This is a genomic window from Devosia oryzisoli (assembly GCF_014837245.1).
Lineage (GTDB): Bacteria > Pseudomonadota > Alphaproteobacteria > Rhizobiales > Devosiaceae > Devosia > Devosia oryzisoli.
Genome location: NZ_JACYFU010000003.1, coordinates 225,706 through 239,622, shown reverse-complemented (window position 1 = coordinate 239,622; position 13,917 = coordinate 225,706). Strand labels below are relative to the sequence as shown.

The 13,917-nt window shown below is 66.0% G+C and carries 13 protein-coding genes; 10 read left to right on the top strand and 3 right to left on the bottom strand.

The genetic code is table 11. The features are described 5' to 3' along the window. The first annotated feature begins 2 nt into the window (after positions 1–2). Together IC608_RS12680 and IC608_RS12675 are read left to right on the top strand one after the other, a co-directional pair. Positions 3–671 carry an LON peptidase substrate-binding domain-containing protein gene (locus IC608_RS12680; protein ID WP_191775951.1) on the top strand — a complete coding sequence of 223 codons (669 nt, stop codon included), beginning with the start codon at positions 3–5 and terminating at the stop codon, positions 669–671. Then, on the top strand, positions 671–913 hold the full coding sequence (locus IC608_RS12675) for a Trm112 family protein (protein WP_191775948.1): 243 nt from the start codon (positions 671–673) through the stop codon (positions 911–913). Before IC608_RS12680 ends, IC608_RS12675 begins: the two co-directional genes overlap by 1 nt. On the opposite strand, the gene IC608_RS12670 is transcribed toward IC608_RS12675, so the two are convergent. Further along, complete coding sequence (locus tag IC608_RS12670; protein ID WP_191775945.1) at positions 910–2,139, bottom strand: FAD-dependent monooxygenase; 1,230 nt, start codon at positions 2,137–2,139, stop codon at positions 910–912. The genes IC608_RS12675 and IC608_RS12670 overlap by 4 nt on opposite strands. 287 nt (positions 2,140–2,426) lie before the next feature. On the opposite strand from IC608_RS12670, the gene IC608_RS12665 reads away from it, so the two are divergent. The 4 genes from IC608_RS12665 (at position 2,427) to IC608_RS12650 (ending at position 8,557) form a co-directional block, all read left to right on the top strand. Beyond that, the gene (locus tag IC608_RS12665; protein ID WP_191775942.1) at positions 2,427–2,765 is read left to right on the top strand and encodes a P-II family nitrogen regulator; all 339 of its coding nucleotides are present in this window, start codon (positions 2,427–2,429) and stop codon (positions 2,763–2,765) included. Positions 2,766–2,793: 28 nt separating this feature from the next. Beyond that, on the top strand, positions 2,794–4,143 hold the full coding sequence (locus IC608_RS12660) for an ammonium transporter (RefSeq protein WP_191775939.1): 1,350 nt from the start codon (positions 2,794–2,796) through the stop codon (positions 4,141–4,143). A gap of 377 nt (positions 4,144–4,520) precedes the next feature. After that, positions 4,521–7,238: a DNA translocase FtsK gene (locus tag IC608_RS12655; protein ID WP_191776929.1), complete on the top strand. Its 2,718-nt coding sequence runs from the start codon at positions 4,521–4,523 to the stop codon at positions 7,236–7,238. A gap of 686 nt (positions 7,239–7,924) precedes the next feature. Continuing rightward, complete coding sequence (locus tag IC608_RS12650; RefSeq protein WP_191775936.1) at positions 7,925–8,557, top strand: LolA family protein; 633 nt, start codon at positions 7,925–7,927, stop codon at positions 8,555–8,557. Between the two features lie 45 nt (positions 8,558–8,602). Here the strand turns inward: IC608_RS12650 and IC608_RS12645 are convergent, their stop codons facing one another. Beyond that, positions 8,603–9,415 (bottom strand): undecaprenyl-diphosphate phosphatase, encoded by an 813-nt coding sequence (locus IC608_RS12645; protein ID WP_191775933.1) that lies wholly within the window; start codon positions 9,413–9,415, stop codon positions 8,603–8,605. Between the two features lie 113 nt (positions 9,416–9,528). Here IC608_RS12645 and IC608_RS12640 point away from each other — a divergent pair, with 113 nt between their 5' ends. From IC608_RS12640 to IC608_RS12625, 4 genes are all read left to right on the top strand, one after another. Continuing rightward, entirely contained in the window at positions 9,529–10,206 is a 678-nt protein-coding gene (locus IC608_RS12640) for a glutathione S-transferase family protein (protein ID WP_191775930.1), read from the top strand. A gap of 89 nt (positions 10,207–10,295) precedes the next feature. After that, positions 10,296–11,435 (top strand): tRNA epoxyqueuosine(34) reductase QueG, encoded by a 1,140-nt coding sequence (gene queG, locus IC608_RS12635; protein ID WP_428055412.1) that lies wholly within the window; start codon positions 10,296–10,298, stop codon positions 11,433–11,435. Continuing rightward, the gene (locus IC608_RS12630; protein ID WP_191775925.1) at positions 11,435–12,307 is read left to right on the top strand and encodes an SDR family oxidoreductase; all 873 of its coding nucleotides are present in this window, start codon (positions 11,435–11,437) and stop codon (positions 12,305–12,307) included. Before queG ends, IC608_RS12630 begins: the two co-directional genes overlap by 1 nt. After that, positions 12,304–12,957 (top strand): GNAT family N-acetyltransferase, encoded by a 654-nt coding sequence (locus IC608_RS12625; RefSeq protein ID WP_191775922.1) that lies wholly within the window; start codon positions 12,304–12,306, stop codon positions 12,955–12,957. The genes IC608_RS12630 and IC608_RS12625 overlap by 4 nt, the downstream gene beginning before the upstream one ends. 132 nt (positions 12,958–13,089) lie before the next feature. On the opposite strand, the gene IC608_RS12620 is transcribed toward IC608_RS12625, so the two are convergent. Beyond that, a complete protein-coding gene (locus IC608_RS12620; protein ID WP_191775919.1) occupies positions 13,090–13,857 on the bottom strand; it encodes an alpha/beta hydrolase in 768 nt (255 codons plus the stop codon). Between the last annotated feature and the right edge of the window lie 60 nt (positions 13,858–13,917).

The window sequence follows — 13,917 nt, the reverse complement described above, 5'->3', positions numbered from 1 at the left end:
GCATGCCAGCCCGTCCCGTCAGTCCTGCGCAATTGCCCAAGTCGGTGCCGGTGTTCCCCTTGTCCGGTGCGCTACTGCTGCCGTTCTCGCATCGGCCGCTCAATATCTTCGAGCCGCGTTATATCGAACTGGTAGATGCGGCTCTGCGGGGCGATCGCCTGATCGGGCTTATCCAGCCCGAGGACACGAGCGAGGAAAGCCCGGCGGGGCGGGCGCCGCTGCAAAAGGTGGGATGCCTGGGGCGCCTTACGCACTTCGAGGAAAACGGAGACGGCCGCTACTTCATCATTCTTGAAGGGCTGGCCCGTTTTCGTCTGGTCCATGAATTGACGGTGATGACCCCATATCGCCAATGCGTCATTTCTGCTGAAGATTTCGCCGATGACTTTGTTCGCGATGTCGGCGAGGGCGATGTCGATCGCACCCGCTTCGTCCGCATGATGCGAGACTATGCCGAGTTCGCAAACATCGAGCTCAACTGGGAAGAGATCGAGCGCACCGGCACCGCAGACCTCGTCAACTTCTGTTGCATGGTTTCTCCCTATGGGGCGGCGGAAAAGCAGGTGCTGCTGGAGGCGCCCACGCTCAGCGACCGGGCGGAAACTTTGATCGCCATGACCGAATACGAAATGGCGCGGGGCCGTGCAGGCGGCGGGGCGCCGCTCAACTGATGGCCGCACATGTACCCAGTTCTCCCCCGGCGCGGCATGTCGTGGATCGGCGCGTTTTGGAGATGCTGGTCTGCCCACTGACCAAGACGCGCCTGGTGCTATCAAAAGAGGGCGATGAACTGATCTCCTTGGCTGCCCGCCTGGCCTTCCCGATCGCCCAGGGGGTGCCGCTCCTCAGCCTCGAGGAAGCGCGGGACGTCGAGCCTGACGAGGTGCGCCTGATCTCCAGCCAGGGTGACTAGAGCGGCAAGCCGCTGAGAAGTCTCGGCGCGCCGTTGCTGCCCGTGCCGGCTGCCGCTCGGATGAGCGCCGATTTCACCGGCGCTGCCCTGTCCACCAACCCGAGCCCGAAGTCCCGGAGGGCCCTCAGGGGTGCCAGGTCGTTGGAAAACAGCCTGTTCATGCCGTCCGTCACGAAGGCCATGGATGCCGTGTCGAAACGACGCCACGATTGGTAGCGGCCAAGGACCTCGTCGCTCCCGGGATCGATTCCCAGCCGCAGCGCCTCGACGACCACTTCGGCCAGGGCGGCGACGTCCTTGAGGCCCAGGTTCAGCCCCTGCCCGGCGATGGGATGAACGACATGGGCCGCGTCCCCGACCAGCGCCAGCCGTGGGCCGATGAAGCTGCGGGCGACCTGCAACCGCAGCGGAAAGCCTTTGAGCGCGTCTTCGAGGGAGACCGACCCGAGGGTCGACCCCATCACCGCTTCGATCTCCTGCGCCAGGTCTTCTGCGGGAAGGGCCAGTGCACGACGCGCACCCGCCTCGCTTTCGGTCCAGACCAGGGACGATCGGTTTCCCGGGAGCGGCAGGCTGGCGAAGGGGCCGGCAGGGCGGAAGTGCTCATAAGCGACCCCGTCATGCGGCAACTCGTGCGCAATGGTCGCCACAAGCCCGGTCTGGCCGTAGTCATGCCGAATGACGTCGATGCCCGCCTGCGCCCGAAGGAAGGATTGTGCGCCGTCGGCCGCCACGACGAGGCGGCCCCGCAGCGTCCGGTTGCCATCCAGTTCCAGTGTCGCGACAGGACCGGAGCCCGACCAGGTCCGGATTTCGGCAGGGGCCAGAACCGACAGGAGCGTGCCCGTGGCGCCGAGCAGGGCCGCTGCGCTGGTGCGATTGGGCACCATGTGCGCAAATGGCTCGCCCGGCGCGATCTCCCCGTCAAACTGCAGGAACAGCGGCCGAGAGATGTCGCCTTGGCCCGAGTCGGTGATCCGCATGGCAAGGATGGCCTGCGCCTCGCTCGCCATGTCGTTCCAGACGCCGAGAGCCTCGAAGATGCGCCGCACGCCTGCAGCGATGGCAGAAGCCCGGTTGTCCTGTGGCACCGCAAGGGGGCGGCGGTCCACCAGCGCAAGCTTGATCCCCGGCGCCGATTGGGCGAGTGCAAGGCCGAGCGTGAGGCCGACAGGGCCCGCGCCCACGATGATGACGTCGTATATGCCCTGCACCGGGTCGTTCATGTTCCGCCTCTTTCGTTTTCATGGCCATTGTCCCTCCCGCACCTGCAGTTCGCAAGAGCGCCATTGCCGCGCTTATGCTCGTGGCTGTGATGTGATTATGTTTTGTGCAGGTACTTTGGGAGCTGCACAAAATATATGCGGTTTGCGTTCTGTAAAGGGATGTTAATGGCTCGCTCTCACATAAGTAACTGATATAAAAACACTTTCCGTTTCCTCTGTGGCTTGGCACGGCATTTGAGTCTGTTGTGGGCGTCCAGCATGCGCCAACCGGCGCCAAAGGGGGTCACATGAAACTGGTGGTTGCCATCATCAAGCCATCCCGGCTCGAAGAAGTGCGGCAGGCGCTCAATTCCCTCGACGTGCACGGCATGACCGTCACCGAGGTGAAGGGCTATGGCCGACAGAAGGGGCACTCGGAAATCTATCGCGGTACCGAATACGCCGTGCATTTCCTGCCCAAGCTCAAGGTTGAAATCGCCGTCCACGACGCGCTGGCCGATGCGGTCAGTTCAGCGATCCGCGATGCGGCCCAGACCGGCCGCATTGGCGATGGGAAGATCTTCATCCTCGACCTCCTGGCTGTGACCCGCATACGCACCGGCGAGACCGGCGCGGCCGCTCTTTAAGCGTCATCCCCATTCCGGAGACAACACAATGAAACTGTCCAAAGTTCTTGGGGGTGCGACCCTGGCCTCCCTGCTGCTGGCCCTGCCGGCCCTTGCCCAGGATGCTGCAGCCCCCGCCGCGGAAGCGGCGGCCGTGGTCGACAAGGGCGACGTCGCCTGGATGCTCGTTTCCACTATGGTCGTCATTGTCATGACCATTCCGGGCCTGGCCCTGTTCTACGGCGGCCTGGTTCGGGCAAAGAACATCCTCTCGGTCCTGACCCAGGTGTTCATGGGTTTTTCCATGATCGCCATTCTCTGGGTGGCCTACGGCTACTCGCTGGCCTTCGCCGGCCCCACCGAAGGTGGCCTCTCGGCCTTCATCGGCGATTTCTCCAAATTCTTCCTCTCCGGCGTGACGCTCGAGTCTCGTGCGGCGACCTTCTCGGCCGGCTTCGAACTGCCCGAGTTGGTCTTCGTGACCTTCCAACTGACCTTTGCCTGCATCACCTCGACCCTCATCGTCGGCGGTATCGCCGAGCGCATGAAGTTCGGGGCGCTGATGGCGTTCCTGGCCATCTGGTTCACCTTCTCCTACATCCCGATGGCGCACATGGTCTGGTCTGGCCCCGGCCTGCTGTTCGGCATGGGGGCCTATGACTTTGCCGGCGGGACCGTGGTCCACATCAACTCCGGTGTCGCCGCCCTTGTCGCCGCCCTCGTCCTCGGGCCCCGCATGGGCTACCTCAAGGAGCCGACGCCGCCCCACAACCTCGTGCTGACCTATGTCGGCGCAGGCCTGCTGTGGTTTGGCTGGTTTGGCTTCAACGCCGGCTCCAACCTCGAGGCCAATGCGCTGACCGCCGTTGCTCTCATGAACACCGTGCTGGCGCCTGCTGCAGGCGCGCTGGCCTGGGCCCTGGGCGAAAAGATCACCCGTGGACATGCCTCGGCCCTCGGTGCCATGTCCGGTGCCGTCGCCGGCCTCGTGGCGATCACCCCCGCTGCCGGCTTCTCCGGCGTCGGCGGTGCCATCATCCTCGGCGCCGTTGCCGGCGTGGTCTGCCTGTGGGCCGTGGTCAATCTCAAGCCGATGCTGAAATACGACGACTCGCTCGACGTCTTCGGCATCCATGGCGTCGGTGGCATCGTCGGCGCGCTCGGCACCGCCATCGTGGCCAACCCCTCCTTGGGCGGCTATCCGCTCGATGGCTACACCATGGGCGGCCAGTTCATGATCCAGCTCACCGGCGTCATCGTGGCCGTGGTCTGGTCGGGCGTGGTTGCGCTGGTGGCCATGCTGATCGTCAGGGCGATTTTCGGCGGGGCCAAGGTGTCCGAGGCAGCCGAAAGCGACGGCCTCGACCTCTCGACCCACGGCGAACGCGCTTACAACTGATCTCACTCCGGCAGGTGGCGCACTGTGCCCCCTGCCACACACGCTGTGCCTGGGGCCCGGCCATTCGAGCCTAGCTCTCATGGCCTTCTCGCCTCGAACTGCTCCACTGGAGCAGTTCGCGCCCCGGAGGGGCGACGGCTCGAAGCGTGCGGCTCATGCCCTTCTGGCCCGCCACAGAGGCTTCCCACTCGCAAATCGTGGGCCGCACACTTCGATCCGTTTCTTCTGGCCGCCAAGGCGGCCTGCCGCCAATGGTCACTCTCTCAGCTCCCCGTTCACGAGCCGCAGGGTTAGCCTGCGATTAACCATGGACCGCTAGCATGGCGGCACATCGGGCCTCCTTCTCCTCCCGGCCCGGCAAAGAGTAATGCGTGCCCATGCCATCCCATCCCGTCCCCACCGTCGATGACGTCCGCCCCGTGCCTGTGCGCAGCCGCGCCACGGGCAAGAGCCGCACCGCTGCGCCGGTGGCCCCGGCGCCCATCCTGTCGATTCGCATCCCGCTGCGCACCGCGGGCCTGCTGCTGCTTGGTCTGAGCGCCGTGTTCCTCCTGGCCATGGCCTCCTGGTCGGTGGATGATCCCTCGCTGTTCTTTGCCACCGACAAACCGCCTTCCAACTGGCTGGGCTTTCCCGGCGCGGTGATGGCCGACCTCGGCTTCCAGTTCCTGGGGCTGGGCGCCCTCGTCATGGTCGTGCCGCTGGCCCTCTGGGGCTGGGCGATGGCGCGCCGCCTGCAGCCCACGCATATGGGCCTGCGCCTGCCGTCCTGGATCGGCGCCACGGTGCTGGCCTCGGGCGTTCTTGCCTTCCTGCCCATGCCCGAAAGCTGGCCGCTGCCGACCGGTCTTGGCGGCCTTGCCGGCATGATGTTCTCCAACCTGGCCGGCATGATTGCCGGAGCCGACCCGCAGCCGGTGACCTCCATCCTCTTTGCCATCATCATCGCGGCTCCGGCCCTGGCGCTGTTCTGGATCGCCATGGGCCTCGGGACGGCCGTGCCCACCCGGCCGCTCAAATCGGCCAAGGGCAGGGCGGCTGCGGCCGACGAAGCCGATGATCCCGAACCCAACCCGCTGGTCGAGGTGGCTCTGGGCGCAATTGTCCACATGGGCTATTCGCTGCGCACCGCCTTCCGCCGGGCCCGCGCCACCCATGCCGCTCGCCACCAGGCCGACGACCGGGAGGAGTTCGACCACGATGCCGAGCCCTCGCTCGATGGCGCCGCGCCCGAAGTGTCGATCGACCGCGAGCCCGTCGTGGCTGCATCGCAGCGCCGCATCCACGCGCCCGTGGCGCAGCCGGTGGAGCCGGCCTTCGAGCCCAGCCCGCGGGTCAACGCGCCCACCGACTACGACGACACCGCCATCGACTATCCCGACGACGACGAGGACGCCGTGCCTTTCGTCCCCGACGTGCCGGCAGCGCCGCGCACGCAGCGCGGCGATTCGCGCTTCCAGCCCGTGGACCACACCGCCCCGCGCGTTCCGGTGTCCGCTCCCGCGCCGCGCCCGGCGCAGGGCCAGCGCCAGTTCCGCGAAGCCCAGGGGTCCTTCCTCAACGAACCGGGCGGTTTCGAGCTGCCGGCCCTCAGCCTGCTGGCCGAGCCGCAGCGCAAGGGTGTGTCGGCCGAGCATGCGCCCGAACATCTTGAGGCCATGGCCCGCAAGCTCGAGGAAGTGCTGCAGGATTTCGGCGTCAAGGGCGATATCATCAATGTCCGCCCCGGTCCCGTCGTCACCCTCTTCGAACTCGAGCCCGCGCCCGGCATCAAGTCGAGCCGCGTCATCTCGCTGGCCGATGACATCGCGCGGTCCATGAGCGCCATCTCGGCCCGCGTCGCGGTCGTGCCCGGCCGTAATGCCATCGGCATCGAACTGCCGAACAAGGACCGCGAAACCGTCTACTTCCGCGAGATGCTGGCGTCGTCCGATTTCGAGAAGATGAAGGGCAAGCTGCCGATCTGCCTGGGCAAGACCATTGGCGGCGAGCCGGTGATCGCGGACCTCGCGCGCATGCCGCATCTGCTCATCGCCGGCACCACCGGCTCGGGCAAGTCGGTCGGCATCAACACCTTCATCCTCTCGCTGCTCTACCAGATGACGCCCGAGCAGTGCCGCATGATCATGATCGATCCGAAGATGCTCGAACTCTCGATCTATGACGGCATCCCGCATCTGCTCACGCCCGTCGTGACCGATCCGCACAAGGCGGTGGTGGCGCTCAAATGGGCGGTGCGCGAGATGGAAGACCGCTACCGCAAGATGAGCAAGATCGGTGTCCGCAACATCGACGGGTTCAACCAGCGCGTGGCCGAGGCGGCCAAGGAAGGTCGCGTCATCACCCGCACGGTGCAGACCGGCTTTGATCGCGAGACCGGCGAGGCCATCTTCGAGAGCGAGGAGTTCGATCTCGAGCCCTTGCCCTATATCGTCATCATCGTCGACGAAATGGCGGACCTGATGATGGTGGCCGGCAAGGACATCGAAGGCGCCATCCAGCGCCTGGCGCAGATGGCCCGCGCCGCCGGCATTCACATGGTCACCGCTACGCAGCGCCCGTCGGTGGACGTCATCACCGGCACCATCAAGGCCAACTTCCCCACCCGCATCTCCTTCATGGTGACGTCGAAAATCGACTCGCGCACCATTCTGGGCGAGCAGGGCGCCGAGCAGCTGCTGGGCAATGGCGACATGCTCTACATGGCCTCGGGCGGCCGCACCAAGCGCCTGCACGGTGCGTTCGTGGCCGACCGGGAAGTGGAAAGCGTCGTTGCCCATCTCAAGAGCCAGGGCACGCCGGACTATCTCGACAACATCACCGAGGAAGACGAGGACGGCGGCTTCGGCGAAAGCGCTGGTGGCGGCGGCGACGACAGCTATGGCGGCTCGGGCGACGAACTCTACGACAAGGCCGTCCACATCGTCATGACCGACAAGAAGGCCTCCACCTCCTACGTGCAGCGGCGCCTGGCTATCGGCTACAACAAGGCCGCGACGCTGATCGAGCGCATGGAGCGCGAAGGGGTCATCAGCCCGGCCAACCACGCCGGCAAGCGTGAGATCCTGGTGGGCGACAACGCCGACGGCTATTGAGGCCGCTCACCACCATGCAAAGCCCGGCCGGTGTGCCGGGCTTTTTGCTTTCCAAAGAGCCTTCCGCTGCCCGACGGCATGCCGAAGCCCCGCCCGGGCAATGACCCTGCGGTTGCATGAGAGGTGACGGTGCCCGGAGGCGGCACCCGCCTCGGAGTTTGGTAAGTGTGTGAGACGAGAACCGCCTCCGGGCGCCGGGTTTTCTGACGCGAGGTTCTTCAAAGGATCGGCGTTGGCCCTGTTGATCCTCTAACCCCGGCCCAGGCTCCGGAACGATGCAGAGCCCTCCCGACAGTCGCCGGGCAGTTGATCGTTGCAACTCCATCACGCCCGGCTGATGGGGGCAGTATGGCAGGGGATTTTGGGGCGGGGAGAAGGGGGAGAGTTTGGTGTTTTGCTGGGGCGCTGGCAGGCGCGGCAGCACCCCCTCATCCGGCCCTTCGGGCCACCTTCTCCCCGAGAGGGAGAAGAATTGGGCTGGTGGATGGTGAAGCAGGCTGTTCTTATTCCTCTCCCTCTCGGGGAGAGGTGGCCGGAGCGGAGCAGAGGTCAGTGAGGGGGATTGAGTCCGGAAGGCCTTCCGGTCTCGCGCTATGGTGAGAACTGGGGCGTGGGAACTTTCCCCCTCTTGCCGCAATTGCTTCCTACGGTAAGCTTATGGGGCTGTTTACGAGGAAATTCTGTACATGCTTAGACGCCATGTTCTTCTGCTGGGGGCTGCGGCCGCCCTGGCGCCGGTGCTTCCGACCCTGGCGCTCGATCGCGCGCTGACGCCCGAGGAGCAGCAGCTGATCGCCGAGATCAACGCGCACAACTCGGCCATCCGCACCATGGCCGGCCGGTTCCTGCAGATCGACACCCAGGGTGGCCGCACCGAGGGAACGTTCTTCCTCGAGCGGCCCGACAAGGTGGCGTTCCGCTATGCGCCGCCCAGCCGCGAGGAAATCGTGTCGCAGGGCCGGGGCTTTTATGTGCTCAACCGGCGCGACGAAACCTATTATGCCTATCCGCAGGATACGATCCCGCTGCGGCAGTTCCTGGGCAGCGACATAGACCTGCTCAACGCCAACGTGGTCGATGTGACGACGTCTGACGGCTATATCTCGATCACCGTCATCGACAACACGGTCGCCGGCACCGTGCAGGTGTCGCTGATCTTTGACACCGAGACCAAGGATCTGTCGCAGTGGACGCTGGTCGAGCCGAGCGGGGCCGAGCTGACGTTCTCGCTCTACGATATCCAGAAGGGGGTGGATATTCCGCGCGCCTTCTTCTCCATCCCCGCCACCTACAAGGGCGTGGATCCGGCCAAGCGCTGAATTGAGGAAACGGAAAAAGCCCCGCTCGCCGGGGCTTTTTTTTGCCTAATGGCCCAAGGCCAGGAGAGCGACGATGCCCAGGCCGCCGACCGCGATGCGCCACCAGGCGAAGGGGGCAAAGCCGTAGCGGCTGACGAAATTGAGCAGGTAGCGCACGACGATGGCGCCCACGATGAAGGCGGCGGCAAAGCCGATGGCGACGCTGAGCATGATGCTGCCGTCGATCATGTCGCGGCTCTTGTAGAGATCGTAGCCGAAGGCACCCACCATGATGGGCAGGGCGATGAAGAAGGTGAATTCGGCGGCCGCCCGCTTGCTGGCGCCGAACAGCATGCCGCCCACCACAGTCGAGCCCGAGCGGGAGACGCCCGGCACCAGCGACAGCATCTGAAAGAGGCCAATGATCAGCGCCAGATGCCACGGGAAGCGGTAGATGTCGTCGTATTTCGGCTCGAGCTTGAGCCGGTCCACGATGAGGAGGATGACCCCGCCCACCAGCAGCGTGATGCAGATGAGCAGCGCGGATTCCCAGAGGTCGCCCTGGATGAAATCGCGCAGCAGCACGCCCGCGACAACCGCCGGAAGGCAGGCGAGGATGACGGAGAGGGCGAACTGCCAGGCATAGGCCTTGCCGGTCAGCGCGTCGAGAATGAGGACGCCCAGCCGCGCGAAGTACACGGTGATGACGGCGAGGATGGCACCGAGCTGGATCAGGACGAAGAAGGTCTTGGGCTGGCTGAGGCCGAAGAAATGGTCGGCCAGCAGCAGATGGCCGGTGGAACTGACGGGCAGAAATTCCGTCAACCCTTCCAGTATTCCGAGCAACAGAGGCACAAAAAGACCTTGATCGCCGTTCATGTGATCCCCTAACTCGTGTCTTGAAGGGTCCAAGCCGCAAACCTCTTATCCGTGTTCGCCCGGGCCGCCAAGGGAGGCTGCGGCTGCCCCCCGAAACCCAACAGGGAGTGTCTATGCCCAGCCTGGTTCACTATCCTCTCGACCCCGCGTCCCGCCTCATCCGGCTGATGTGCGCCGAATATGGCGTGCCGCTCGATCTGGAGGAAATCCGGCCCTGGCTGCGCGAAGAGGCGCTGCTCGAACTCAACCCGGCAGCGACCCTGCCCATTCTGTTCACCGACGCCGATGTGCCGATCGTGGGGATCATGGCGACGATCCACGCGGTGGAGGATTTCTACACGCCCGATGTGGCGGGGGGGCTGTTTCCGCTCGATCCGCTCGACCGCGCCGAGATGTGGCGGCTGGTGGAGTGGACGCTGGTCAAGCTCAACGACGAGGTAACGCGCTACCTCATCGAGGAAAAGATCGCCAAGCGCGACCAGCGCGGCGCGACGCCCGACCCGGCCGTGCTGCGGGCGGCCAAGGCCAACCTCAACGAGCACCTGCTCTATTTCAACTGGCTGCTGGCGAGCCGCAAATGGCTGGCGGGTCCCGACATGTCGCTGGCCGATTTTGCGCTGGCGGCGCACCTTTCGACGCTCGACTACATGGGCGATATCGACTGGGGCAAGGCGGTGGAGACGCGCGACTGGTATTCGCGCCTCAAGTCGCGGCCGGCCTTCCGCACGCTGCTCAACGACCGCGTCGTCGCCATGCCGCCTTCGCGGGGCTATGCGGACCTCGATTTTTAGGGGCAGTCGCGAGGGGACCCTCTGCGCCGTTTGCAGCCCTCGCTCTCAATGCCTAAACAGGGGTTCCCGCTTTCGCGGGAATGACCCGGATGACCATGGCAGGCACTGCAGATCAAACCGTCAGGCTTCTCGCCGAGCTCCAGGCCCGCGCCAAAGCGCTTGGCTTTGACGCCTTCGGCATCGCCCGGGCCGACGCGCGGCCGGACCTGCCCGCCAAGCTGCATCATGCGCTGGCCCAGGGCTGGCATGCCGATATGGAGTGGATGGCCGAGACCGAAGAGCGGCGTGGTAGTCCCACCGCGCTCTGGAGCGAGGCGAAGTCGGTCATCGTCCTCGGCGTCAACTATGCTCCGGCTGAAAATCCGCTGGACCTGCTGGAGCAGCGCACGGTGGGGGCCATTTCGGCGTACGCCCGCAATCGCGATTACCACGACCTCATCAAGGGGCGGCTCAAGGAACTGGCGGGCCTGCTGGCCCAGCGCTCGGGCGCCGATGTGAAGGTGTTCGTCGACACCGCTCCGCTGATGGAAAAGCCGCTGGCCGAGGCGGCAGGGCTGGGATGGCAGGGCAAGCATTCCGTGCTGGTCAGCCGGCCGTTCGGTTCCTGGCTGTTCCTGGGCGCGATCCTGACCTCGGCCGAGCTGCCGATCAACGCGCCGCACCCGGAAAACTGCGGCTCGTGCCGAAAATGCCTCGACATCTGCCCCACCGATGCCTTTCCCGCTCCGTTCCGGCTCGATGCGCGCAAGTGCCTGGCCTATTACAGCGTCGAACACAAAGGCCCGATTCCGCGGGAATTCCGGCGGCCCATGGGCAACCGCATCTATGGGTGCGACGATTGCCTGGCCGTCTGCCCGTGGAACAAGTTTGCTGCGCAAAGCCGCGAGGCGAGGCTCCGCAGCCGACCGGAGCTCGAAAGTCCCGCGCTGGCCGACCTGGTCGATCTCGACGATGCGGGGTTTCGCGCGCTGTTTTCCGGCTCGCCGATCAAGCGGATCGGGCAGGCCCGCTTCGTGCGCAACGTGCTGATCGGCATCGGCAACTCCGGCGACGAAGCGCTTGCGCTCAAGGCCGAGCAACGGCTCGATAATGCCTCGCCGCTGGTGCGGGGGGCAGCCATCTGGGCGCTGCGGCGGCTCGATCCGGAGCGGGCCGAGGCGCTGCGGCTGGACAGAATGGGCCGGGAGCGCGATAGCAGCGTCAACGCGGAATGGGACGGGACGGTGTGATGCGCGCCTTCTTCTTCGGGCTGGGGTTTTCCTCGCAGGCCAGTGCAGAGGCGATGCGCCAGAGCGGCGCGTTCAGCCAGATCGGCGGCACGGTGCGCAGGGCGGAAAAGGCCGCTGCGCTGGCCGAACGGCAGCTGCAGGCGGTCGTGTTCGATGGCACGGCGCCGGGGGTCGAGGTCGGGGCGGCGCTGCGCGCGGGGACGACGCATGTCATCCAGTCGATCGCGCCCGACGCGGAAGGCGATCCGGTGTTGCGACATCATCGGGGCGATCTCGATGCGGCGGCGGACCTTGAATGGCTGTGCTATTATTCGACCGTCGGGGTCTATGGCGATTTCGGCGGCGCGTGGATCGACGAGACGGCGCCATTGGTGCCGCGCAACATGCGCTCGGACTGGCGCGTGCTGGCCGAGGAGGAGTGGCGGGCCTATGCGAAGGCGCGTGGCGTGCCGCTCTGCATCCTGCGGTTGGCGGGCATCTACGGGCCCGGGCGCTCGACCTTCGACAAGCTGCGCGAGGGCACGGCGCGCCGCATCATCAAGCCGGGGCAGGTGTTCAATCGCATCCACGTTGCCGACATCGCGCGGGTGACGCTGCTGGCGGCGGAGCGGCGCCTCGCGGGCACGTTCAACCTGGCCGACGACGAGCCGGCGCCGCCGCAGGACGTCATTGCGCTGGGCGCCGGGATGCTGGGGCTGCCGGTGCCGCCGGACCTGCCCTTCGAAACGGCGGAGATGACGCCGATGCAGAAAAGCTTCTACCGGGACAACAAGCGGGTCTCCAACCGCGCCATCAAGCAGGCGCTGGGGATCGAACTGCTTTATCCCAGCTATCGGGACGGGCTCGCGGGCATCCTGGGAGCGGGGGGATGAGCCCGCAACCGGCCCGGGGCGCACCGGAGCGGCGCGTCCTTGAGGGGCGGTATGTGCGCCTCGAACCGTTGAACGTGCGGCACGCCGTGGACCTCATGGCGGCTTCGACCATGCCGGGCGGCGCGGATCGCTATCGGTGGCTGTTCCACGATGCGCCGCGAAGCGTTGCCGAAATGGAGGCGCGCATCGAGATCTTCAACGCCGGGCAGGACCGCTACGTGGCGGTGGTGGACCGGGCGAGCGGCAAGGCGCTGGGGCAGCAGGCCTGGATGCGCATCCGGCCCGAGCACGGTTCCATCGAGATCGGCGGCGTCTATTGGGGCCTGCCCATGGCGCGCACGCGGCTGGCGACCGAGGCGCTGTTCCTCTTTGCCCGCCACGCCTTCGACGACTTGGGCTACCGGCGCTTCGAGTGGAAGTGCAACAACCGCAATGACGGCTCCAAGGCCGCCGCGCTTCGCTTCGGCTTTACCTTCGAGGGCATTTTCCGGCTCGACATGATCGTCAAGGGCGAGAGCCGCGACACGGCGTGGTTCTCGATGCTCGAGAGCGAGTGGCCGGCGCTTCGGGCGGAGTATGAGCGCTGGCTCGCGCCGGAGAATTTCGATGCGGATGGGACGCAGCGGACGAAGCTGCGGGCGTGGGGATGAGACGGAGGTTCCCGCCTTCGCGGGAATGACGCGGTGGGAGATGGGGAGGTCCCAGTCGTTGACGGGTCGTCCTTTTGCTCTCAGTGTCATTCCCGCGAAAGCGGGAACCTCTGCTTGGTGCGGTTCAGGCCATCACAGCAGGCTCACCACCGCGGCCCTCAACCGCGCGAGGTCCTCCTCGCGGCTGAGGCGGTGGTCGCCGTCGGGGATGAGGGTGAGGGTGACCGGGTCGTGCAGGATGTGGGCGAGCAGTTTTTGCGCGTGCGCGGGGGGCACGTCGGGGTCCTTCCCGCCCTGGAGGATGATGACGGGGCAGCCGGTTTCGATGACGCGGCCGAAGAGGCGATGCCGGGCGCCGTCTTCGATGAGCGCGCGGCTATAGCGATAGGGGCCGTCGCCATAGGCGCTTTTACGTTCGACATAGCCTTGCCGCTCGAGCTTGGCCCAGGCGCGCGGCGTGAAGCGCTGCGGGATCAGGTCGGTGGCGGCATCGACCGCCGGCGCAAGGAGCACGATGCCTTTGAGGCGGCGCTCGCTATGCGCCAGAAGGCGTTGGGCGAGCAGCAGCGCCAGCCAGCCACCCATGGACGAGCCGCAGACGATCTGCGGACCAGCGGTGCTGGCAAAGACGGCCTCGGTCTCCTCCAGCCAGCGCGAGAACGTGCCGTCCTCGAAGCGGCCGCCGGACTGGCCGTGCCCGGAATAGTCAAAGCGGGTGACGGCAAGGCCGCGCTCGGCGCCCAGGGCATCGAGTGCACTGGCCTTGGCGCCGGTCATCACCGAACGAAAGCCGTTGAGCCAGAAGAGACCCGGCTCTGTTCCGGGCCGGTGCAACACCGCGATGTCGCGCGCCTCGGGGCCGTCGCCGACGTGCAGGGAATGGGCTTGCGGGGAACTCATGGGGCGAAAACGGCTTTAAATCACACGACAGGGGCGTTTCCCTGGCGCAACAGCGGCAAT

What these genes read in the sequence shown, in the direction of transcription:
- IC608_RS12665 (WP_191775942.1), top strand. Translation starts at nt 2,427, where the DNA reads ATGAAACTGGTGGTTGCCATCATCAAGCCATCCCGGCTCGAAGAAGTG.
- IC608_RS12650 (WP_191775936.1), top strand. Translation starts at nt 7,925, where the DNA reads ATGCTTAGACGCCATGTTCTTCTGCTGGGGGCTGCGGCCGCCCTGGCG.
- IC608_RS12680 (WP_191775951.1), top strand. Translation starts at nt 3, where the DNA reads ATGCCAGCCCGTCCCGTCAGTCCTGCGCAATTGCCCAAGTCGGTGCCG.
- IC608_RS12630 (WP_191775925.1), top strand. Translation starts at nt 11,435, where the DNA reads ATGCGCGCCTTCTTCTTCGGGCTGGGGTTTTCCTCGCAGGCCAGTGCA.
- IC608_RS12660 (WP_191775939.1), top strand. Translation starts at nt 2,794, where the DNA reads ATGAAACTGTCCAAAGTTCTTGGGGGTGCGACCCTGGCCTCCCTGCTG.
- IC608_RS12655 (WP_191776929.1), top strand. Translation starts at nt 4,521, where the DNA reads ATGCCATCCCATCCCGTCCCCACCGTCGATGACGTCCGCCCCGTGCCT.
- IC608_RS12645 (WP_191775933.1), bottom strand. Translation starts at nt 9,415, where the DNA reads ATGAACGGCGATCAAGGTCTTTTTGTGCCTCTGTTGCTCGGAATACTG.
- queG (WP_428055412.1), top strand. Translation starts at nt 10,296, where the DNA reads ATGACCATGGCAGGCACTGCAGATCAAACCGTCAGGCTTCTCGCCGAG.
- IC608_RS12625 (WP_191775922.1), top strand. Translation starts at nt 12,304, where the DNA reads ATGAGCCCGCAACCGGCCCGGGGCGCACCGGAGCGGCGCGTCCTTGAG.
- IC608_RS12670 (WP_191775945.1), bottom strand. Translation starts at nt 2,139, where the DNA reads ATGAACGACCCGGTGCAGGGCATATACGACGTCATCATCGTGGGCGCG.
- IC608_RS12620 (WP_191775919.1), bottom strand. Translation starts at nt 13,857, where the DNA reads ATGAGTTCCCCGCAAGCCCATTCCCTGCACGTCGGCGACGGCCCCGAG.
- IC608_RS12675 (WP_191775948.1), top strand. Translation starts at nt 671, where the DNA reads ATGGCCGCACATGTACCCAGTTCTCCCCCGGCGCGGCATGTCGTGGAT.
- IC608_RS12640 (WP_191775930.1), top strand. Translation starts at nt 9,529, where the DNA reads ATGCCCAGCCTGGTTCACTATCCTCTCGACCCCGCGTCCCGCCTCATC.